Genomic DNA, 19,588 nt, shown 5'->3' on the forward strand with positions numbered 1-19,588 from the left:
TAACTCACCACACGATGAGCCACCGACAACTCATCCGTGACCACCCGCCACGCCGGAGTCGTCATAAAAAAATTGTTGAGCGTCAACACAACCGGACCAGAACCGGTCGACTCGTAATACAACTCAACACCATCACGCACCCGAGCCCGCACCGCATCCTCGCGATACTCCAACTCAAGACGCTCAAGAACCTCACCAGCAGACACCACATCCCCCTCATCCCATGTCGATGCTCAAGCAGCAGGAAGGACTGCGGCGAATCCGGCGACGACGTCGGCAGCCGACGGCTGGTCGGTGAGAGAGCCGCAGGACAGACCGCAGTACATTGCCATTTCCTCGATCCGGCCGGTGGTCGCCACAGTAGGCACCGCGGCACTGAAACGAGGCACCAGATATGACCGGTCCTCCACCGAGGTCCGGCCGATGAACCGCTTCGGTTGCCCCGGGTTCTCGGTCACCGGCGTGGCCAGCACCCGGTGCCGCCGACCAGGCCACCCGATCTCGTAGACGTCGGTGATCACCGTGTCGTCCCCGTCAGCCGCGCAGACCGCCGCCTTGAAGTGGGGATGCGCCCAGGACTCCCGGGCCACGACGAAGGCCGTCCCCAGCAGCACTCCGTCGGCTCCGGCGGCCACCGCCCGCGCCGCGTCGGCAGGCGACCCGATGCCGCCCGCCGCGACGACGCAGGCCTCGGGCAGCCGGTCACGCAGCTGGGCGACCAACTCGTCCCGACACGACACGCCGAGCAGGTGCCCACCCGCCTCGATGCCCTGCGCCACCACCACCGCGCCCCGCTCCGCCGCCAGCACCCCGTCCTCGACGGTGCCGACCTGCACCACCAGAGCCCGGCCGGCGGCAGTGACCTGCTCGAACACCGCCTCCTCAGGCATGCCGAACAGCGACACGTAGACGTGCGGCGGCGTCTCGGCGAGCACCTGCTCCACCTGGCGGGCGAGATCGTCGGGCCCGACCACCTCGGGGATGAGGTTCACGCCGACCGGACGCGACGTTCCCGAGGCCAACCGGGTCAACACCGCCGACAGCGGCTCGCCGATGAGTTTGTAGCCGCCCACGCAGCCGGCGGCGCCCGCCTCGGAGACCGCGCACGCCAGCTCCGTGCCGGCGACGCCACCCATGCCCGACTGGAGCAGGGCCACGTCGATGCCGAGCACCGTCGCCACGCTCGATCGCATCAGCCCAGGCTCTCCACTGCGGACACTGCGGCCTCGACACCACCGAAACGCGCCGTCAGCGTGTGCACCCACCGCTCGACGCCGAACGCCAGGCAACTGGTGTGGGCGGTGTCGCCACCGGCCTGGATCTCGCACCGCTCGCCGAAGAAGTTCCGGTGGTAGTTGACCGAGCCGATGGCCAGGCCGTCGACGACGAACTCCTCCTTGACCGGGAACAGCCGCTGCATCTTGGCCTTGCCGCTGTTCTTGTCGAAGAACGGGTCCGTGGCGACCTCGACCTTGACCTCCAGCCCCAGTTCGGCGCAGAGCGCCAACACCGCGTCCTTGGCCCGGCCGAGGTGCTGCTTGGCCCCCTCCTCCTGACCGATGAAGACGATCTCCCGCATGGAGAAGCCCAGCAGCCGCTGTAGGCCGTCGTAGTGGTCCTCGTTGCGGAAACAGGTGCCCAGGGTGGTCCGCACGACGCCGCCGTCGGGCAGCACCGAGCCGGCCAGGTCGAGGTAGATCGCGTAGCACGCGGCCGAGGGCAGGGCGAACTCCGCGGGCCGCATCACGTCGGCCGGCACCTGCTCCACCGGACGGGACGACGTCGCCAGCAGGGTACCCACCCGCTCCGGGTCGAGCCGGGCAGCCGCCAGCCCGAGGTGCGGGAAGTTGTCGTAGTAGTCGAAGGTGTCCAGATCCCGAGTACGCAGCAGGAACGGGAACCGGAACTCCTCGGCCCCCCAGCCGTCCCCCAGGCGCCGGAACACCGCGTCGACCGCCCGCAGCAACCGCAGCTGGTCGCCGTTGAGAACCCTCAGGCCATTGTCGGTAACGGTGGTCATGACGCCGCCTTCTGCTTCAGGAACCGCGCCCCGATCGCGTTCAGGGTGCGGAAGTCGTCGAGGTCGAGTTCCTCGGGATCGATCGACTCGCCGGTCAGCTCCTCCAGCAGGAAGATGAACTCGACGAAGGCCAGCGAGTTGATCGCCCGGCTGTCGATCAGGTCGAGGTCGTCGTCCAGCTGTTCGAGCTTGGGGTTGCGCTCCAGGATGAAGTTCCGGACCGCCTGCATCGGATCGGTTCTCACTTGACCAGTTCCCTGCCCACGCCGGCCTTCGTCAGGAAGCTGCGCGTCCGCTTGAGGATCCGCTCGTGAGCGGCGTGCCGGGCCGGGTGCTCCAGGGCACGACGCCGCAGGGCCAACGCGTCCGGGATGCCGGCGTCGCGGTAGGCCGCGGGGTTGTAGAGGGTGGCGATGCTGTACCGCAGGTAGTTCTCCAGATACTCGGCGAGCAGCGGCACCTCGGCCGGGTCACGCTTGGCCACCTGGCCGAGCAGGTTGGTGAAGATCATCCGGCCGAACGCGACGTGCCTGCTCTCGTCCTGGTGGTGCACCCGGTTGATCTCGCGGGCGATGTGCGGCAGCGACTCGTCGGTGGCCATGTACGCGTTGTAGTGGTCGACGATCTCCTCGAAGATGAGGATGCGGGCGAAGACCACCAGCTCGCGGGCGACCGGCGACAGGTGCTCCACCGAGTCGGCCTGCAGCGTCGGCTGGGCCGGGTAGAGCTTGCCCCCGTAGCGCAGGCAGAACTGCGCGAAGAACCACATGTGCTCGTTTTCCTCACCGATGAAGTGGTGCAGGAACTCCGAGACGTTCGCGTAGGTCCGCTCGTGGATGCGCATCACGACTTCGCTCATCAGCTCGCGGATGCCGTGGATGTTGAGGCTGAAGAAGTTGATCGCCTCGTACTTGGTCAGCGCGATCTGCTGCTCTCGGGTGAGCTCGTCCCACATCTCCGTACCCGCGAGGGTGGTCAGGCTCTCGCTCATCCACGGCATGTCGGGCTCGATGGCGTCCGGCCAGTCGAACAACGTGTACGGGTTGTAGTACCCCGACTCGGCCATGTGCTCGAGCCGGTCCAGCTCCAGCTCGATCGGCTCGATCTCTCGTACCGCCATTGTCTGTCGTCCTCCCCGATAGGTGGTTCAAGAGGTCAGGTTGTTCACCGCACCGACCGGATGTCGGCACGCACCAGCGCTGGCTGCGGCGAACCGCATTCGTGGCGTCCGAAGGACGCGTTGCCGGAGGCGGTGGACGGGATGACCTTGTTGTAGAGCGACCCGAGACACAGCTCCTGGAACTGCTCGGTGTTGGCCGACAAGCGCGCCGCCAGCTGCGCCTTGGCGATGTCGACCGTCTTGGTCAGCCCGTCGTCGTCGGTCACCTCGACGCACGCGTGCGGCAGGTCGAGCGCGCCACCGAGCACCCCGGTGAACCAGCCCCGCTTCGCCTCGGCACGGTATCCCGCGGCACGGAAGCGCTCCGCCAGCAGCAGGCTCGCGGCGATGCAGCTGGTCACCCCCAGCTCGTGCACGAGCGGGTAGTCGGCCTGCATCGGCACCGGGATCATGTGCCAGCGGTAGCCCGCGTTCAGGTAGTCGCGGGTCAACGTCCGCAAGGTCGGTGAGACCAGGGGGGTCCGGGCACCGGTGTTGGTGACGGTCGCGGCGTACTCCGCCGACCCCTCGCTCGGCGCGAGCGGCGTGATCTCCTCAAGGCGACCGCCGTACCGGACCACGTCGGGTCCCTCCAGCCGCCACGGCGCCGCCCCCGCGCACTCGTGGCACTCCAGTCGGACCCGGAAGCTCCAGGTCTTCGGCCGCAGCAGGTCGTCGAGCGGGCGTCCCGCGAACCGGAACAGCATCCGGAACGCCAACTCGGGCTGCGTGTTCGAGCGCTGCGAGTACATGCCGAGGTTGTACAGGTCGTTCGGGTCGAAGTACCGGACGCCGTCACGGTCCTCGTGCGGCAGGCCAGCGTCGACCAGCCGGTCGACGTCAGCCGCGTCGCAGTGCAGCATCTCCCGCGCCACGGACTCCGGCTGGGTCTTGTGGGAATACCGGTCGGGAACGAATGTGATCGCCTCGGCGACCTTTTCCCACGGCGGGCAGGCACTTACTTGTTGCTGTGGCACGGTCTCTCCCCCAGGCAGATTCAACCGGGTCGGCGACCCGCGTCACCACCGGTCACGACCGCACAGGAATACGAAACGCCCGAAACGGGCTATCGCCATGGTTCGCTACATTCCGCCGGGCCCTGCCTGGCCCTGCGGAACACCAACGCACGGTACCACCTGCCAGACGCCCCGCAATCCATTAATTTCGCATATCCAGCTATGCGCTTTCCACGCATCGCACGATTACGACGATTCATCCACCGGGCCGGAAGATCGCTTCGCCACCACAGCCGGAAAGCGCTCCCGCGAGGGGCCGGCACGATACCTTGCAAGCAGAGTTTTAGCAGCTCAGGACGGTTGGCCGCGATGTCGTACATCCGATCGAACGCAACCGTTGTGGGTTACGTCACACAATGCGATAGGCGCATTGCGGCCGAATGAAAGGCAGTGACAGCCCAGCGCGGTCCGGTAACGACTTTCTCCGACGCCCCCACAGATCGCCACAACCGCCGAGATCCCCCGACGCATATTCGATCTGCACCTTGCACGCGCGGATCGACGACTGGGTAACTGTCGAGGCCACGTCGGGAAGTCGACTTTCCACGGAACTGTGGTCGGCACTACGGCAACAGCCCGCGCACGCATCCGGGCGTGCGTTCCTCACGGTCATATTCCGAGCGGGCGTCGGTATCGTATGGTGCCGCACAACGGACGCCCGACGCGTGGACGAGATGTCGTGTGACAGGGCGCGGATCGGCGGGCCGCAGTCGCCCGACCAAGCCATTGAAGGGGCCACCATGCCGTTGGATCGGATACTCCGGAGACTCATCGCCTGGCAGCACGCCGACGGTGCGCCGACGCCGCTCCGCGCGATGTCGATCGAGCAGGCCCGCGAGCGCTACCGGGCGAGCGCCCTGCGCCCCCGACGCCAGGACGACGCGACGGTGACCGTCGTCGACGAGAAGATCGACAGCTCGGACAACACGTCCATCCGGTCCAGGGTGTACACCCCGCAGGACCACACCGACCGGGTGGTCACCTACCTGCACGGCGGCGGCTGGGTGACCGGCGACCTCGACACCCACGACCTGGCCTGCCGCGTGCTCGCGGCGTCGCTGGGCGCGGTCGTCGTCTCGATCGACTATCGCCGGGCGCCGGAGTTCCCGTACCCCACGCCGCTGCACGACGCCATCGCGGCCGCCCGGTGGACGAGCCGGATGTACCCCGAACACCACCACGTCCTCGCCGGCGACAGTGCCGGCGCCCACCTCGCGCTCGGCGTCGCACTCGACGCCCGCGCCGACGGCGACCCGCGGATCACCGCGCTGCTGCTGATGTATCCGCCGGTCGACCCGACCCTGCGGATCGCCGCGGCCGGTCCGCACACCGACGGGTACCTGCTGTCGATCGACGATCTGGCCTGGTGTTACGCGCAGTACCTGCCCGATCCCGAACACCGGAACGACCCGGCCGTCGACCTGCTGCACGCGGACCTGACCGGTCTACCGCCGACGGTGGTCGCCACCGCCGAGTACGACCCACTCCAGCGCGAGGGTGAACTGCTGGTGGAGAAGCTGCACACCGGTGGCGTGCCGGTTCGTCACGTGCCGGGGCCGGGACTCGTGCACGGTGCCTTCCTGATCCAGGACATCGTGCCCGCGGCGGCCACCAACGCGCAGCAGGTCATCCGGGAGCTCGACGCACTCCTCACATCCACCCGACAGCCCCCCGCATAGTCGTCCGTCGGTGCGCGCCGGGTCCGCCCGGCGCGGCTCACGACGCCGTGACCACCAGCGGCTCACCGTCGCTGTAGACCGCGACCAGGTCGCCGTCGAGGAACCGACGGCGCATCGCCGGCCGCTTCACCTTTCCGCTCGTGGCCCGCACGACACCGCCGCGACGCAGCAGGAACGTCCCGTCGGCGCGGAGGCCGAACTCACGGTCAAGGGTGCGGTTGATCTCGTCCGCCAGGTGCCGAAGTCGGTCCTCGGACGGCCGTCCGTTGACCTCGGAGACGACGACCAGGGCGTCGCCCGACGCGGATCCTTCGCGCGGGACCGTGAAGATCGCGCTGATGATGCCCAGACCACGGATCTGGGCCCGCAGCGCCCGCTCGATCTCCTGCGGATAGAGGCAGCGCCCGTCCACGACGAGCAACTCGGCCACCCGCCCGGTCACGTACAGCTCACCCCCGTGCAGGGTGCCGAGATCCCCCGTACGCACGTAGCCGTCACCCGACACCCCCGGGTCGGTTGTGGCCTCGTCACCCCAGTAGCCCCGGCACACGCTGGGGCCGCGTACCCAGATCTCGCCGATGGACCCGGCGGGCAGCGCCTCCCCGGTGCCCGGATCGGCGATCAGCACCTCGACGTCGCGTGGCCTGCCGCAGCTGACCACCGCCTGGCCCACGGTGGAGGGAATGAACCGGTGCCGCTCCAGACCGTGCTCGTCCACCCTGGTCACCACCGCCCGGCGGAACGGGTCGGTGGACACGACCAGGGTCGCCTCCGTCAGGCCGTAGCTGGGGCACACGACGTCGTCGCGGAGGCCGGCCGGGGCGAACCGCTTGGCGAACGCCTCCAGCGTCTCGATGTGTACCCGCTCCCCTGCGCTGACCCCGACTCGCCAGCGGGACAGGTCCAGCTCGGCCAGTTCCTCGTCGGTCACCCTGGCCTGGCACATCGCGAAGGCGAAGTCCGGAGCTGCGGAGGCGTGGACGTCGTACTCGTCGATCAGGCGCAGCCAGAGGTACGGACGCCGGATGAAGGCGGCGGGATGCATCAGCACGCAGCCGCCGCCCACCAGCAGGGCGGGCAGCAGGTGGCCGAACAGACCCATGGCGTGGTGCAGCGGCACCCAGCCGCCGAGTCTGGTTCCGGCGCTCAGCTCGTACGCACGGCGCTGCGTCTCCACGTTGTGCAGGAGATCGCCGTGGCTGACCAGCACTCCTCTGGGCTCGTCGATCGCGCCCGAGGTGTACTGGAGGATCGCCGGTGTGTCGTGTTCCGGCTCGATCGGCGACCACGACTCCGCGTCCTCGGCGGCGTCGCCGTCGGTGGTCATCAGCGGCAGGTCGGCCAGCCCGGTCGAGCGCAGCCACTCCGCGACGTGCCCCGCCTCGGCCGGGTCGGTCAGCACCGCCGAGACTCCGGCGTTCTCCGCGATGCGCCGTGCCCGCGCGCGCTCGTGCGGATACCCCGGCAGGGGGGCCGGCACCGCGACCATCCCGGCGTAGAGGCAGCCCACGAGCGCCGCGACGAACTCGAACCCGGTGGGATACAGCAACAGCACCCGGTCGCCGACCCGGCCATGGGCCGCGAGGCACGCCCCGGTCCGCCGTGCTGCGGCGTCCACCTGGGCGAACGACCAGCGCTGGTCGGCCGCCACGTCGTCGACGACGATCAGTGCGGTGCGCTCCGGCGCCGACCGGGCGTGCTCACGAATCGCTGTGACGGCATTGGCGGTACGCGACAGATCCATCATTGCCCGGTTTCCTCTCCCTGCCGTGCGCACGATTCACCGGCACCACCGATGACTCTTCGCGGTGCCGCAGGAACTCAACAAGCAACGAAAAGTTTGGTATGGCAACAACACGGACTGTCAGCGAGCGAAGAATCGCCGAGATCCGCAGGTTAGCATCGGCGAAGTGCGGCATCCACCGAATCGTCGCACTAATGAGATTCACATACCTGCGGCATTAGGAACGCACACGTGTGACGTCAGGTCATCCAAACAGCCCCACTCGAAGAATAAAGCCAACGTTTACCAAGGGGAAAGGTTCTGTAAAGAAACGGACGCGAGGTGCGCCAGTAGCCCCAGCTCCAACCACACCTCACGAACCGGTCAGATCCAGTGCGACTCGCGGGCGATCCGCAACGCGTCGATCCGATTGCGGGCCTTGAGCTTGGTGACCACCGACGACAGATAGTTGCGCACGGTGCCGTCGGACAGCCGCAACCTGGTGGCGATCTCGCCGACCGTGTCCCCCTGGTAGACGTACGTGAGCACGGACAGCTCGCGTGGTGTCAGTGGACAGTCCCCGTTGCCCAGTGCAGCCACCGTCAGCTCTGCGTCGAAGACGCGTTCCCCCAGGTGGACGCGGCGGATGGCATCGAAGAACTGGCGCGGCGGGACGTCGCGCTGCACCAGGCCGGCGATGTCTCCGGCGAACGCCCGCCGCACGACCGGCCGGGTGAACGAGGTCGCGAGCAACATGCTCCGGCAGCCCGGGATGCTGGCCACCTTCTCGGCGAACGCGACCGCGTCGCTCTCCTCCCGCTGGAAGCTGATGATCACGACGTCGGGTCGGTGCAGCTCGGCGAACTCCACCGTATCCAAATAGTTTGCTGTCGAACCGACGATGCGGAACTCCTCCTCCTGCGCCAGTAGTGCAGTGAGCGCAAAACGGGACAGATGCAGAACGTCGGACACCAGTACGTCGATTGCCACGTATTCCCTCCAGACGGTTCCCCGACCGCGCCGTTGGGGGCCCGGCGCGCACCCTCGACGTCATAATGTCACACGCGTACGAAAATCTGAAGGTCGATATCCGACAGCAGGCTAGACACCTTTCGCTACCACTGTGGACATTCGCCGATGCAAGATTGCGACAACCGTGACAGTGTCAAATTAGCGATAGCCGACCAACTATCCGGAGCTGCGACAGACGCGGGAAGATCGCGACATTTCAGCCCGATGTGACAAGAGGCCGACAGGCTCTCGCGACACCTCGGGGTGTGCGTCAGAAGCGCCGACGCGGCGATAGCGCCGATCCCGCATATGTCGGATGTGAGACCGATGCACCCGTACGAGAGGACGTGTGGAGCGGAGGCCAGGTCACGGACCGACGGCCCGGCCGGCCAGCTCGTCGTCGAGGCCGGCGAGGAGGTCCTGCGGCGCCCGCATTCGCCACGCGTCGGTGACCAGTTCGGCGAGACGCTCGACGGTGACCGCCGCCAGCCGCACCATGACCAGCGGAAGCCCCTCGTAGGCGGGGGTGGTGAAGAACAGTGTCGGCTCGCCGAGAAGCAGCGCCTGCTTCTCGGCCTCGTCACCGACGTACAGCACCGCGATGTCGGTGCGGAGCACGCGCGGTCGGCCCGGCCGCCGCTCGGGATAGGACCAGACGAAGCCCTTGCCCGCGACCCGGAAGTCGAAGCCGTCGCTGTCGATCTCCACCGTGTGCGGCAGTGCCAGAGCCAACCTGCGGACGTCCGCGTCGTCAGCCATCGCCTCTCCCCGAGATCACCGGATGCGGCATGTCGAGAGGCTATCCACCGGCCTGCGGGCTTGGCCGACCGGCCGTGGTGGAGCCGACGGAGCAGCCCACCACGACCGGGACGCGTCGACGTGTCAGTTCGTCGTCGCGGGCGGCGTCAACACCGCCAGCCGGCGGGCGACGACCAGCAGCACGTAACCGATGACGGCGAGCAGCAGTCCGAGCCCCATGGCCAGGGCTGCGACCCCGAAGGACACCACCGAGGTGAACAGGGAGGCCCGCAGGAACGACCCGGTCATCACGACCTGCCGCGTCGGGTCCTCACGGTCGAGCTCGGCGTACGTCCGGCCACCGCTGGCCTCCAGCGCGTGCCGCTCGATGACCTCAGCCTCGGCGTACGCGGTGAGCGGGCCGTCGATCCTCTCTCCGGCGAACCACTTCGCGTCCTCGGAGACGGTGATCCGCTCGTCGGCGAGCTGTCGCTGCACCGTCAGCCACGTCGCGCCACCGGCCACCAGCATGATCAGCCCCGCCGCGATCACCAGCACGGACAGCGCCCGGACAACACCGCCGGGTGTCGTCGACTTGTCCGCGCCTGCCTCGACCGTCTTCGCCATGGCATCCCCTTCGTCGTCGCTGCCCGCACCGGCGGTGCGGGCAGCCCCAGTGTGCACGATCATCAGTATCGACGTATCGAGTGGTGCCTGCATCTGGCGGCGACATACCAGGGGTGGGCGGTGGCCTCCGGTGGATACGGGCGGGGCGGCGGGGAGGTCGATGCCACCCCGCCGCCCCGGTGCCCGTGGATCAGGAGGTGAACTTGTCCAGTGCCAGCTCGATGGCACCACTGTCCGGCTGGGCGTACGACTTCATGGTCTCCTTGTTGTAGGAGATGAAGCTCGGGCAGCGCACTGCCGGGGCGTTGATCCGACCGCCCTCACCGATCTTCTCGCCGGTCTTGGCGGCGTAGAAGGTCAGCGTGTAGCGCGAGGAGACGTAGTCGACGGTGACCTGCTTGTCGTCGCTGCTCTTGTACTGGCACTTGCGCGGGGTGCCCTCGCTGCCCTCCTCGAAGGTGAGGCAGCCGACGACGGACACCGAGGCCCACTCGGCGGTCTTGGCGTAGTACGGCTTGTCGTAGCCGACCGACTTGCTCAGCCAGGACTGCGGACGCTCCGGGGAGTTCGCGAACGTGTAGATCTTGGTGCCCTTCGCGCCGGTGTAGGGCGCGGCGTTGAGGATCGGGCTTCCCTCGCACACGGCGGACATGTCGCTGGAACTGCGAGCGGTCACAGCGTTGTTGTTGTCAGGCTGCTCCTCCGGCGGCGGAGGGGCCGCCGGTGAGGTGCTCGGGTCCGCGGGGGCGCTGGTCTCCGTCCCCGGCCCCGCGATCGGGTCCTCGTCGTCGTCGGCCAACACGAAGAAGCCGATCACGCCACCGCAGGCGACGAGGACCGCCATCACGACGGCGCCGATCCCCAGACCGAGCCAGAGGCCCTTGTTCGAGGACTTCGCCGGCTGTGCCCCGTAGGGCGGCGGCGGAGGCGGCGGCGGGGCCGCTGCGCCGTACGGCGAGGGGTACCCGCTCGGGGTGACCGGGGAACCGGGCGGAAGGGGCTGACCGACTGGCGAGCCAGGCGGACCGACCGGGGAGCCGGATGGTGAGCCCCACGGGTTGGCGTTCGGATCCGGCTGCGGCCCACCGTACGGCGGGTGGCTGTCACTCATCTGATGCCCTTGTCAAAGTCGAGAGGTTCGCTGGCAGATGATCAGAGCCAGGGTAGTGAGCAGCGCAAGTCCCGACGTCATCGGCTCCCCCGAGCACGGCTCGGCGGCGGACACGCCCCCGCCGGGGCCGCCGACGAGGGCTGGGAGCGGCCCGCCCGACGGCCGCCCCAGGGAACGGCTTTGGGACCACCGTCGATCACATCCTTCGACGCATCGAAATATTGCGTTATGGTTTCGAACCATCGTAGGCTGCCGTGGGAGCGCTCCCGGGCCGGCCCCGTCCGTCGTCGCCGAAGCGCGGCACCCCCACCACCACGACCAGATTGCGATGGTCCACCATGAAGCAACCTCCACGTCGGCTACGGCGCCTGCTGGTCGCCACCGGCGCTGTCGGCGCGTTGACCCTCGGCGCGTTGACGGCCCTGCCCACCACCAACGCGATGGCCGCGACCGGCTGCTCCGTGACATACACGACCAACAGCTGGTCCGACGGGTTCACCGCGAGCGTCACCATCACCAACCTCGGCGACGCGGTCGACGGCTGGACGCTCGGGTTCAGCTTCCCCGACAGCGGCCAACGGCTCACGCAGGGCTGGTCGGCCACCTGGAGCCAGAGCGGCAGCTCCGTCACCGCGCAGAGCATGAGCTGGAACGGCTCACTCGCCACCGGAGCCAGCACCGACATCGGCTTCAACGGCAGCTTCACCGGCGCGAACCCGTCGCCGAGCTCGTTCACCCTCAACGGCACGGTCTGCACCGGCTCGACCACGCCCACCACCCCACCGCCCACCACTCCGCCGCCGACCACTCCGCCGCCCGGCGGCCAGACCCCGGTGGAGATCAACGGTCAGCTGCGCGTCTGCGGCGTCAACCTCTGCAACCAGTACGGCCGGCCGATCCAGCTGCGCGGCATGAGCACCCACGGCATCCAGTGGTTCGGCCATTGCTACAACAACGCCTCCCTGGACGCCCTGGCCACCGACTGGAACGCCGACCTGTTCCGGATCGCGATGTACGTGCAGGAGCAGGGGTACGAGACCGACCCCACCGGGTTCACCAACCGGGTCAACGACCTGGTCGAGGAGGCCACCCGGCGCGGCATGTACGCGATGATCGACTTCCACCTGCTCACTCCGGGTGACCCGATGTACAACCTGGAGCGCGCCAAGACCTTCTTCGCCTCCGTCTCCGCCCGCCACGCCGCGAAGAACAACGTCATCTACGAGATCGCCAACGAGCCCAACGGGGTCAGCTGGTCGACCATCAAGAACTACGCCGAGCAGGTCATCCCGGTGATCCGGGCCAACGACCCGGACGCGGTGGTCATCGTGGGCACCCGGGCCTGGTCCTCGTTGGGCGTCTCCGAAGGCTCCAGCCATGACGAGATCGCCAACAACCCGGTCAACGCCAGCAACGTCATGTACGCCTTCCACTTCTACGCCGCCTCGCACCTGGACAACTACCGGGCCGAGGTGGAGCGGGCGGCGGCCCGACTGCCGCTGTTCGTCACCGAGTTCGGCACCGTCGACTACACCGGTGACGGTGGGGTCGACCTGGCCAGCAGCACCCAGTGGCTGGACCTGCTGGACCGGCTGAAGATCGGTTACGCGAACTGGACCTTCTCCGACAAGGCGGAGGGCAGCGCCGCGCTGCGGCCGGGCACCTGCAACGGCAGCGACTACACCGGTACCTCGGTGCTGACCGCCTCCGGCGCCTTCATGCGGGAGCGCATCCGGACTCCGGACAACTTCCCGACCAGCTGATCCGAACGCACCACCACCACGCGGCCCCGGCGGTTCTCCGCCGGGGCCGCCCTAATGCTCAGCCCGTCCAGGTCACCGTGGGCAGCCGAGCACCGGGCCGATCAGCGAGTCGGCGGGCCCGGCGGAGCCCGCCGGGTACTCCTGCAGCGGCACCGTGCCCGCCCGCCACGCGGCCAGCACCGGCTCCACGATGCGCCAGCACTCCTCGGCGACGTCGCCGCGCACCGACAGGGTCGGATCGCCCTCGAAGGCACCGCGCAGCACCTCGCCGTACGGGGGCAGGTCGCCGGGGCCGAAGTTCGCCGTGAGGTTCACCTGGTCCAGCTCGAAGGGTTTACCGGGAGCGTTGATGTTGAGGTCCAGACCGAGCCGGTCCGGGCCGAAGCCGATCCGCAGCCGGTCGGGCCGTTCGTAGCCGGTCAGCCCGTCGGGAACCCGGGCCGGCTGCTTGAAGGTGACGACCGCCTCCTTGCGTACGCCGTGCACCGCCTTGCCGGAGCGGAGCCGGAAGGGCACTCCCGCCCAGCGCCAGGTGTCGACCGTGACCACCAGTTCCGCGAGGGTCTCGGTGCCCCGCCCGGCGTCGACGCCGGGCTCGTCGGTGTAGTTCGGCAACCGTCGCCCGCCAGCCTCCCCCGCGGTGTAGCGGGCCCGTCGGCTGGACCGCACCGGATCGTCCTGCCACAGCCGGGTGGCCCGCAGCACCTGCGCCTTGCGCCCCCGCAGTTCCTGGGCCTGCAGGGTCGGCGGCGGGTCGATGGTGAGCAGGGCCAGCACCTGGAGCAGGTGGGACTGCACCATGTCCACCAGCGCGCCGGTGCCGTCGTAGTACCCCGCCCGCCCCTCCAGGCCGAGGGTCTCGTCGAACACGATGTCCACGCAGGCCACGTGCGCAGAGTTGAGCACCGGCTCGAAGATCCGGTTGGCGAAGCGCAGGCCGAGCAGGTTGAGCACCGTCGACTTGCCGAGAAAGTGGTCGATCCGGTGGACCTGGTCCTCCGGTACGAGCGTGACCAGCAGTTCGTTCAGCGAGCGGGCCGAGATCCGGTCGACGCCGAACGGCTTCTCCAGCATCAGCCGGGTGCCCGGCGGCACCCCGACCCGGGCCAGCGCGGCGGCGGCCCGGGCGGTCACCATCGGGGGCAGCGCGAAGAAGATCACCACCGGTCCGGCGCAGCAGCCCAGCAACGACCGTAGGTCCTCCTCGCGCGTCACGTCGGCCGGCACGTAGCGCGTGTCGCGGATGACCTCGGACTCCGCCGGAGTCACCTCCCCGGCGGCGGCGAAGGCGTCAGCCACCCGACGCCGCCACCGCTCGTCGTCCCAGTGCTCCATCCCGCTGCCGATCAGCCGCAACCCGGGCACCGCGCCGGTGGCCACCAACCGGCCCAGGCCGGGCAGCAGCAACCGCCCGGTCAGGTCACCGGTGGCGCCGAGCACCAGCAGTGTCTGCCGTACGCCGTTGCGGGCGGGTCGCGTGGGGACAGCGGCGGGCGCGCTCGATGCCGACGTCGTCATGCCACCACCATGCCCTGCCCGACGATCGGCAGGTGCCGGACCCGGTGGGTTTCACCGGGTTTCGCGCACCGGTCCGCCCCGCCGCGTTCCGGTCGGATCGCGTCGCCGTCGCGTCGCCCGCACGGATCGTGGTGTCGGGCCGGCGAGCCGATCTTCGTATGGCAGTCTGGTGTCACCGTCGGTCGGGACGAGGCCGACGGCGTGCCCGACCCCTGCGAGGAGACGATCGATCCGATGGCTGCGGACGTCACCAGCACCGACGAGTGGCAGGCCCTGCGCAAGCACGCCGACGAGATCCGTGGGACGCACCTGCGGGACCTGTTCGCCACCGATCACGACCGGGGCCGACGGTTGGCCGTCGAGGTGGCCGACCTCTACGTCGACTACAGCAAGAACCTGGTCACCGACGAGACGGTACGCCTGCTGACCGCCCTGGCCGAGCGGGTCGGCCTCACCGATCGGATCGCCGCGATGTTCACCGGTGCCCACATCAACGGCACCGAGGACCGCGCCGTGCTGCACACCGCGCTGCGGCTGCCGTCGGACGCGACGCTCGGCGTCGACGGCCAGGACGTGGTGGCCGACGTGCACGGCGTACGCAGGCGGATGGCCGAGTTCGCCGACAAGGTGCGCTCCGGGCAGTGGCGTGGGCACACCGGCGAGCGGATCCGCACCGTGGTCAACATCGGCATCGGCGGCTCCGACCTCGGGCCGGTGATGGCGTACGAGGCACTGAAGGCGTACCGCGACGGCGGTTTGAGCTGCCGCTTCGTGTCGAACATCGACCCCACCGACATCCACGACACCACCGCCGACCTGGATCCGGCCACCACCCTGTTCGTGGTGGTGTCGAAGACCTTCTCCACGCAGGAGACCCTGGCCAACGCCGAGCAGGCCCGGCGCTGGCTGCTGGCCGGACTCGGCGCGGACGCCCACGCGGTGGCCCGCCACTTCGTCGCGGTCAGCACCAACGCCCAGCGGGTCACCGACTTCGGCATCGACCCGGCCAACATGTTCGGCTTCTGGGACTGGGTGGGCGGCCGGTACTCGCTGCCCTCGGCGGTCGGCCTGTCGGTGATGTTGTCCATCGGGCCGACCCGCTTCGACGAGATGCTGGCCGGCTACCACGCGGTGGACGAGCACTTCCGCACCACCGCGCTGGCGGACAACGCGCCGGTGCTGCTCGGCCTGCTCAACGTCTGGTACACCAACTTCCTGGGCGCGCAGACCCACGCCGTGCTGCCCTACTCGCAGTACCTGCACCGGTTCCCCGCCTACCTGCAGCAACTGACCATGGAGAGCAACGGCAAGTCGGTACGCACCGACGGCCCCCAGGTGTCGTACGACACCGGGGAGATCTTCTGGGGGGAACCCGGCACCAACGGTCAACACGCCTTCTACCAACTGCTGCACCAGGGCACCCGGCTGGTGCCGGCGGACTTCATCGGGTTCAACGAGCCCAACCACGACATCGGCGACATGCACGACCTGTTCATGTCGAACTTCTTCGCCCAGACGGCGGCGCTGGCCTTCGGCCGCACCGCGGAGCAGGTCGCGGCCGAAGGCACCCCGGCCGACCTCGTGCCGCACCGGGTGATGGCCGGCAACCACCCGACCACCTCGATCGTGGCCGACCGGCTCACGCCGGCCACGCTGGGCCAGTTGGTCGCCCTCTACGAGCACATCGTGTTCACCGAGGGGGCGATCTGGGACATCAACCCGTTCGACCAGTGGGGCGTCGAGTTGGGCAAGGTGATGGCGAACCAGCTCGCGCCGTTGCTCACCGGCGACCGAGCTGACGTGACCGGTCTCGACTCGTCCACCGCAGCTCTGATCGGCCGGTACCGCAGCCGACGCCGACGCAACTGACGGCCCCGCGCGGGGGACGCGGGCACGTCGCAGCGCCCGGTCACGGCGCTCGTAGCGCAGCCCGCGTCCGGTCTCGGGTATCGAGAACTGTTTGGCCGCCGTCGACGTGTGGAGCACAGTCAGGCCATGGAGAACTCCATCACCGTCCGCCACCGCCCGATGGACGAGATTCTGGAAGGGTTGCCCCTCGTACGGCGTTCGCCGCGCGGCGTCGGCACTCTGGCGCTGACCGTACGCCGCCCGGCCGTCGACGCCCGCGAGGTGCTGTCGGAGGCCGAACTGGATCCGGTCGCCGGGCTGCTCGGCGACAGTTGGGGTCAGCGATCCAGCGATCGGACGGCCGACGGGTCACCGCACCCCGACATGCAACTCAACGTCATCAACGCGCGTTTCATCGAGCTGATCGCCGGGCCCGACCGGGACGCCTGGGCGCTCGCCGGGGACCAGCTCTACGTCGACCTCGACCTGAGCGTCGACGCCTTGCCCGCCGGCACCCGCCTGGCGATCGGCGACCAGGCCGTGATCGAGGTGACCGACCAGCCGCATACCGGCTGCGCCAAGTTCGCCGCCCGATTCGGCCGTGACGCCCACAAGCTCGTCTGGACCGACGAGGGCAAGGCAATGCGGCTGCGCGGCCTCAACGCCCGGGTGATCGTGGGTGCGACGATCAGGACGGGCGACACCATCCGGCAGCTGCCTGCCGGCCAGCCACACGTCGAGGCAGCCTGACCAGGCGCGGATCGTCCACGGACGTCGCAGGGCCACACCGGGAGAACAGCGTCTCCGCTCCCGGGTTGCCGTCCACCGACGACCGGAGACAGCCCGTCACCGACCGATGTCGATCGGTGACGGGCCGGTGACCTCCGCTGGACTGTCACGCAACTGTCATCCAACCGTGCGGTCGACTCCAAGGTCGTTGCGCAAGGTGGTGGTCCATCGGGGCGGCGCGTCGGGGTCGCCGGCGTCAACGACGAAGGAGACCGCTGTGGTGATGCCGTGGCCCTGGCCGATGCCCGACGACCACTCCTTCCGCGCCTTGTGGGAGGAGCCGCAGCATCACGACGAGGACGTCCGCCTCGCCGCGCTGGTCGCCCAGCGGCTGAGCGCCGACTGGTCTACCCGGAGGCAGCAGATCACCGTGATGGTGCAGAACCGGGTCGTGATCCTCACCGGCCTGGTCGCCAGCGCCGAGACCCGTCGCGCGGCCGGAGAACTGGCCTGGGACATCGAGGGCGTGGCGGACGTCTGCAACGCACTCCGGCTGACCGGAGCGCGGCGGGGCCGCCGTTGAACTTCGGCCCGTCCACGGTGCCCGGCACCGGCTTCGTGGACGGGCCGAACACGAAGACCGGCGAGCCGGACGGTTACGCGGACGCCGTCCCACCCGGGGCCTGGCCCTGGAGGAGGGCCAGCGCGTCGGCGCGGGTGTCCGCGATGGGAAACACCTCGTCGAGCAGGGTTACCCGCAGCACCTGACGGATCAGCGGCGAGGTCGACACCAGGCAGAGCTGTGCGCCGCGTTCGGCAGCGCTGCGGTGCGCGCGGACGAGCAACCCGAGGGCGGTGGAGTCGAGGAGGTCCGTCCGACCGAGGTCCACCACGACGTGCCCGCCCATGTCGGCCGCGTGCCGCAACGCCATGCCCAGGTTGTCGCCGGTGTCGACGTCGACGTCTCCGGCGACGGTCACCACGGTCACGGCACCGAGATGCTCGATGCCGAGAATGCCGCCGGGAACGCCCACGGAGGCGGGGGCGAGCTGGGTACAGTGCGCGCAGCGGTGCGGGCCGTCGGCCAGCGGTGAGCCGCTCCAGCCGTGTTCGGACACCAGCGGCCAGACCACCTCCGCGTCGGAGGGCACCCGCGGCGCGGCAACGGTGTCGCCGCAGTTGTCACAGGTCAAGGTGACCAGATGGTCATCCAGGACGATGGCCATGGCGTGCTCCTTCCCAGGTCGGAGGGGTCGGGGTCCCACCCTGCCGGGGCCAGGTGGCGGGTACCGCGCGGACACATGACGGTTGGGTGACGAATCGGCCCTCCGTCTCCAGCGGTCGGATCGACGACGACGGCATCGGATTCGTCGCCCGGTTTGAGACGATAGGCGCAGAGAGATCAGTTGATCCCTGTGTGCGACGGGAGGTCGAAGGATGCGACATTCACTACCCACCGACGAGCCGGTCGGCAGGCTCGAAGTGGTGCACCGGTTCCGCGGCCCGATGCCCACCGGGGTGACCGTCTCGCACCGTGGCCGGATCTTCGTCAACTTTCCCCGGTGGGGTGACCAGGTGCCCGCGACCGTGGTGGAGCTGCGGCGCGGACGGGAGGTCCCCTTCCCCGACCTGCGCTGGAACACCCCGTCTGGCGACGACGACCCCTCCGCCTTCGTGTCCGTGCAGAGCGTGGTGGTGGACCCGATCGACCGGCTCTGGGTACTCGACACCGGCAGCCCGATGTTCAGTCCGACGTCACCCGGCGGGCCGAAGCTCGTCCGCGTCGACCTGAAGACCGACACCGTCGCCCAGGTGATCACCTTCCCGCCCGACGTGGTGCTGCCCACGTCGTACCTCAACGACGTGCGCTTCGACCTGCGTCGCGGGGAGGCCGGGCTGGCCTACATCACCGACTCCGCCGACGGCGCGCCCAACGCCATCATCGTGGTCGACCTGGCCAGCGGCACGTCGTGGCGGCGACTCAACGACCACCCGTCCACCAAGGCCGCGCCGCTGGCGGACTTCCGTCCGGTGGTCGAGGGACGTCCGTTCCTCGTTCGTCCCCCGGACGGGCCTCCGCAGCCGGTGGGCGTCGGCGCCGACGGCATCGCCATCTCCGCCGACGGCGCCCGGCTGTACTACTGCGCGCTGGCCACCCGCCGCTGGTACAGCGTCGCCACCGACGCCCTGGCCGACCGTGCCCTCAGCGACGCGCAGGTCGCCGCGACGGTGGTCGACGAGGGCGACAAGGGCGGCGGCGCGGACGGACTGGAATCCGACGATGCCGGCCGGATCTACCTCACCAACTACGAGCACAACGCGGTGCTGCGGCGGCGCCCCGACGGGGAGTTCGAGACCGTGGTGCACGACGCCCGCCTGCTCTGGCCGGACACCCTGAGCGTGGCCACCAACCGGCACCTCTACGTGATCGCCAACCAGGTGCACCGCCAGCCGCCGTTCAACCGTGGTCGGGATCTGCGCCGCCGCCCGTACGCCCTGTTCCGGACCCGCATCGACGCCGGACCGGTGCTGCTACGGCCGTGACCACCGGTCCCCGATCGGGTGGAAACGACGCCCGATCGCGACGGTGCGCCGCAGCCCGCACGTAGCGTCGCGGGCAGGTGCCCCACGAGGTGAGGAGCGGGT

At 69.3% G+C, this 19,588-nt stretch carries 18 protein-coding genes and 1 pseudogene; 6 read left to right on the forward strand and 13 right to left on the reverse strand.

What is annotated here, in order from left to right; all coding sequences use genetic code 11:
• From ACLQ2S_RS22165 to ACLQ2S_RS22190, 6 genes and pseudogenes are all read right to left on the reverse strand, one after another.
• A pseudogene (locus ACLQ2S_RS22165) lies at positions 1-206 on the reverse strand (alpha/beta fold hydrolase); the annotation flags it as partial.
• Between the two features lie 27 nt (positions 207-233).
• Positions 234-1,193 carry an NAD(P)H-dependent flavin oxidoreductase gene (locus tag ACLQ2S_RS22170; RefSeq protein WP_425702609.1) on the reverse strand — a complete coding sequence of 320 codons (960 nt, stop codon included), beginning with the start codon at positions 1,191-1,193 and terminating at the stop codon, positions 234-236.
• Positions 1,193-2,020 carry a hypothetical protein gene (locus tag ACLQ2S_RS22175; RefSeq protein WP_425702611.1) on the reverse strand — a complete coding sequence of 276 codons (828 nt, stop codon included), beginning with the start codon at positions 2,018-2,020 and terminating at the stop codon, positions 1,193-1,195. Before ACLQ2S_RS22175 ends, ACLQ2S_RS22170 begins: the two co-directional genes overlap by 1 nt.
• Positions 2,017-2,265: a phosphopantetheine-binding protein gene (locus tag ACLQ2S_RS22180; RefSeq protein WP_425702613.1), complete on the reverse strand. Its 249-nt coding sequence runs from the start codon at positions 2,263-2,265 to the stop codon at positions 2,017-2,019. Before ACLQ2S_RS22180 ends, ACLQ2S_RS22175 begins: the two co-directional genes overlap by 4 nt.
• Entirely contained in the window at positions 2,262-3,140 is an 879-nt protein-coding gene (locus tag ACLQ2S_RS22185; RefSeq protein WP_425702615.1) for a diiron oxygenase, read from the reverse strand. The genes ACLQ2S_RS22180 and ACLQ2S_RS22185 overlap by 4 nt, the downstream gene beginning before the upstream one ends.
• 44 nt (positions 3,141-3,184) lie before the next feature.
• Positions 3,185-4,156, reverse strand: a complete 972-nt coding sequence (locus tag ACLQ2S_RS22190; protein ID WP_425702617.1) for a hypothetical protein — start codon at positions 4,154-4,156, stop codon at positions 3,185-3,187.
• Between the two features lie 779 nt (positions 4,157-4,935).
• Between ACLQ2S_RS22190 and ACLQ2S_RS22195 the strand changes: the two genes are divergently transcribed.
• Positions 4,936-5,874 (forward strand): alpha/beta hydrolase, encoded by a 939-nt coding sequence (locus tag ACLQ2S_RS22195; RefSeq protein WP_196222628.1) that lies wholly within the window; start codon positions 4,936-4,938, stop codon positions 5,872-5,874.
• Between the two features lie 37 nt (positions 5,875-5,911).
• On the opposite strand, the gene ACLQ2S_RS22200 is transcribed toward ACLQ2S_RS22195, so the two are convergent.
• The 5 genes from ACLQ2S_RS22200 to ACLQ2S_RS22220 form a co-directional block, all read right to left on the reverse strand.
• Positions 5,912-7,621 (reverse strand): fatty acyl-AMP ligase, encoded by a 1,710-nt coding sequence (locus tag ACLQ2S_RS22200; RefSeq protein ID WP_425702620.1) that lies wholly within the window; start codon positions 7,619-7,621, stop codon positions 5,912-5,914.
• Between the two features lie 360 nt (positions 7,622-7,981).
• Positions 7,982-8,587, reverse strand: a complete 606-nt coding sequence (locus ACLQ2S_RS22205) for a response regulator transcription factor (protein WP_425702622.1) — start codon at positions 8,585-8,587, stop codon at positions 7,982-7,984.
• A 387-nt stretch (positions 8,588-8,974) separates the two neighbouring features.
• Positions 8,975-9,367 carry an MmcQ/YjbR family DNA-binding protein gene (locus ACLQ2S_RS22210; protein ID WP_425702624.1) on the reverse strand — a complete coding sequence of 131 codons (393 nt, stop codon included), beginning with the start codon at positions 9,365-9,367 and terminating at the stop codon, positions 8,975-8,977.
• 123 nt (positions 9,368-9,490) lie between these two features.
• Entirely contained in the window at positions 9,491-10,030 is a 540-nt protein-coding gene (locus ACLQ2S_RS22215) for an aromatic ring-opening dioxygenase LigA (protein ID WP_309223859.1), read from the reverse strand.
• 133 nt (positions 10,031-10,163) lie between these two features.
• Positions 10,164-11,084, reverse strand: coding sequence for a hypothetical protein (locus ACLQ2S_RS22220; RefSeq protein WP_425702626.1), 921 nt, complete (start codon positions 11,082-11,084; stop codon positions 10,164-10,166).
• 338 nt (positions 11,085-11,422) lie between these two features.
• On the opposite strand from ACLQ2S_RS22220, the gene ACLQ2S_RS22225 reads away from it, so the two are divergent.
• Positions 11,423-12,847: a cellulase family glycosylhydrolase gene (locus ACLQ2S_RS22225; protein WP_425702628.1), complete on the forward strand. Its 1,425-nt coding sequence runs from the start codon at positions 11,423-11,425 to the stop codon at positions 12,845-12,847.
• 72 nt (positions 12,848-12,919) lie between these two features.
• Here ACLQ2S_RS22225 and ACLQ2S_RS22230 read toward each other — a convergent pair whose 3' ends face one another.
• Positions 12,920-14,365 carry a glucose-6-phosphate dehydrogenase gene (locus tag ACLQ2S_RS22230; RefSeq protein ID WP_425702630.1) on the reverse strand — a complete coding sequence of 482 codons (1,446 nt, stop codon included), beginning with the start codon at positions 14,363-14,365 and terminating at the stop codon, positions 12,920-12,922.
• Between the two features lie 234 nt (positions 14,366-14,599).
• Here ACLQ2S_RS22230 and pgi point away from each other — a divergent pair, with 234 nt between their 5' ends.
• The 3 genes from pgi (at position 14,600) to ACLQ2S_RS22245 (ending at position 17,525) form a co-directional block, all read left to right on the forward strand.
• Entirely contained in the window at positions 14,600-16,234 is a 1,635-nt protein-coding gene (pgi, locus tag ACLQ2S_RS22235; RefSeq protein ID WP_425702632.1) for a glucose-6-phosphate isomerase, read from the forward strand.
• A gap of 126 nt (positions 16,235-16,360) precedes the next feature.
• On the forward strand, positions 16,361-16,963 hold the full coding sequence (locus ACLQ2S_RS22240; protein WP_155221884.1) for an MOSC domain-containing protein: 603 nt from the start codon (positions 16,361-16,363) through the stop codon (positions 16,961-16,963).
• Between the two features lie 262 nt (positions 16,964-17,225).
• Complete coding sequence (locus ACLQ2S_RS22245) at positions 17,226-17,525, forward strand: BON domain-containing protein (protein ID WP_155221897.1); 300 nt, start codon at positions 17,226-17,228, stop codon at positions 17,523-17,525.
• 73 nt (positions 17,526-17,598) lie between these two features.
• On the opposite strand, the gene ACLQ2S_RS22250 is transcribed toward ACLQ2S_RS22245, so the two are convergent.
• Positions 17,599-18,168 (reverse strand): STAS domain-containing protein, encoded by a 570-nt coding sequence (locus ACLQ2S_RS22250; RefSeq protein ID WP_155221885.1) that lies wholly within the window; start codon positions 18,166-18,168, stop codon positions 17,599-17,601.
• Between the two features lie 211 nt (positions 18,169-18,379).
• Here ACLQ2S_RS22250 and ACLQ2S_RS22255 point away from each other — a divergent pair, with 211 nt between their 5' ends.
• Positions 18,380-19,486 carry an L-dopachrome tautomerase-related protein gene (locus tag ACLQ2S_RS22255; protein ID WP_155221886.1) on the forward strand — a complete coding sequence of 369 codons (1,107 nt, stop codon included), beginning with the start codon at positions 18,380-18,382 and terminating at the stop codon, positions 19,484-19,486.
• Positions 19,487-19,588: the final 102 nt, after the last annotated feature.

The sequence above is a fragment of the Micromonospora sp. DT48 genome (assembly GCF_049844495.1).
GTDB lineage: Bacteria > Actinomycetota > Actinomycetes > Mycobacteriales > Micromonosporaceae > Micromonospora.

Coding starts and splice junctions, on each gene's coding strand:
- ACLQ2S_RS22240 (WP_155221884.1), top strand. CDS start 16,361: ATGGAGAACTCCATCACCGTCCGCCACCGCCCGATGGACGAGATTCTG.
- ACLQ2S_RS22185 (WP_425702615.1), bottom strand. CDS start 3,140: ATGGCGGTACGAGAGATCGAGCCGATCGAGCTGGAGCTGGACCGGCTC.
- ACLQ2S_RS22225 (WP_425702628.1), top strand. CDS start 11,423: ATGAAGCAACCTCCACGTCGGCTACGGCGCCTGCTGGTCGCCACCGGC.
- ACLQ2S_RS22170 (WP_425702609.1), bottom strand. CDS start 1,193: ATGCGATCGAGCGTGGCGACGGTGCTCGGCATCGACGTGGCCCTGCTC.
- ACLQ2S_RS22220 (WP_425702626.1), bottom strand. CDS start 11,084: ATGAGTGACAGCCACCCGCCGTACGGTGGGCCGCAGCCGGATCCGAAC.
- ACLQ2S_RS22245 (WP_155221897.1), top strand. CDS start 17,226: ATGCCGTGGCCCTGGCCGATGCCCGACGACCACTCCTTCCGCGCCTTG.
- ACLQ2S_RS22175 (WP_425702611.1), bottom strand. CDS start 2,020: ATGACCACCGTTACCGACAATGGCCTGAGGGTTCTCAACGGCGACCAG.
- ACLQ2S_RS22250 (WP_155221885.1), bottom strand. CDS start 18,168: ATGGCCATCGTCCTGGATGACCATCTGGTCACCTTGACCTGTGACAAC.
- ACLQ2S_RS22255 (WP_155221886.1), top strand. CDS start 18,380: ATGCGACATTCACTACCCACCGACGAGCCGGTCGGCAGGCTCGAAGTG.
- ACLQ2S_RS22195 (WP_196222628.1), top strand. CDS start 4,936: ATGCCGTTGGATCGGATACTCCGGAGACTCATCGCCTGGCAGCACGCC.
- ACLQ2S_RS22230 (WP_425702630.1), bottom strand. CDS start 14,365: ATGACGACGTCGGCATCGAGCGCGCCCGCCGCTGTCCCCACGCGACCC.
- pgi (WP_425702632.1), top strand. CDS start 14,600: ATGGCTGCGGACGTCACCAGCACCGACGAGTGGCAGGCCCTGCGCAAG.
- ACLQ2S_RS22210 (WP_425702624.1), bottom strand. CDS start 9,367: ATGGCTGACGACGCGGACGTCCGCAGGTTGGCTCTGGCACTGCCGCAC.
- ACLQ2S_RS22200 (WP_425702620.1), bottom strand. CDS start 7,621: ATGATGGATCTGTCGCGTACCGCCAATGCCGTCACAGCGATTCGTGAG.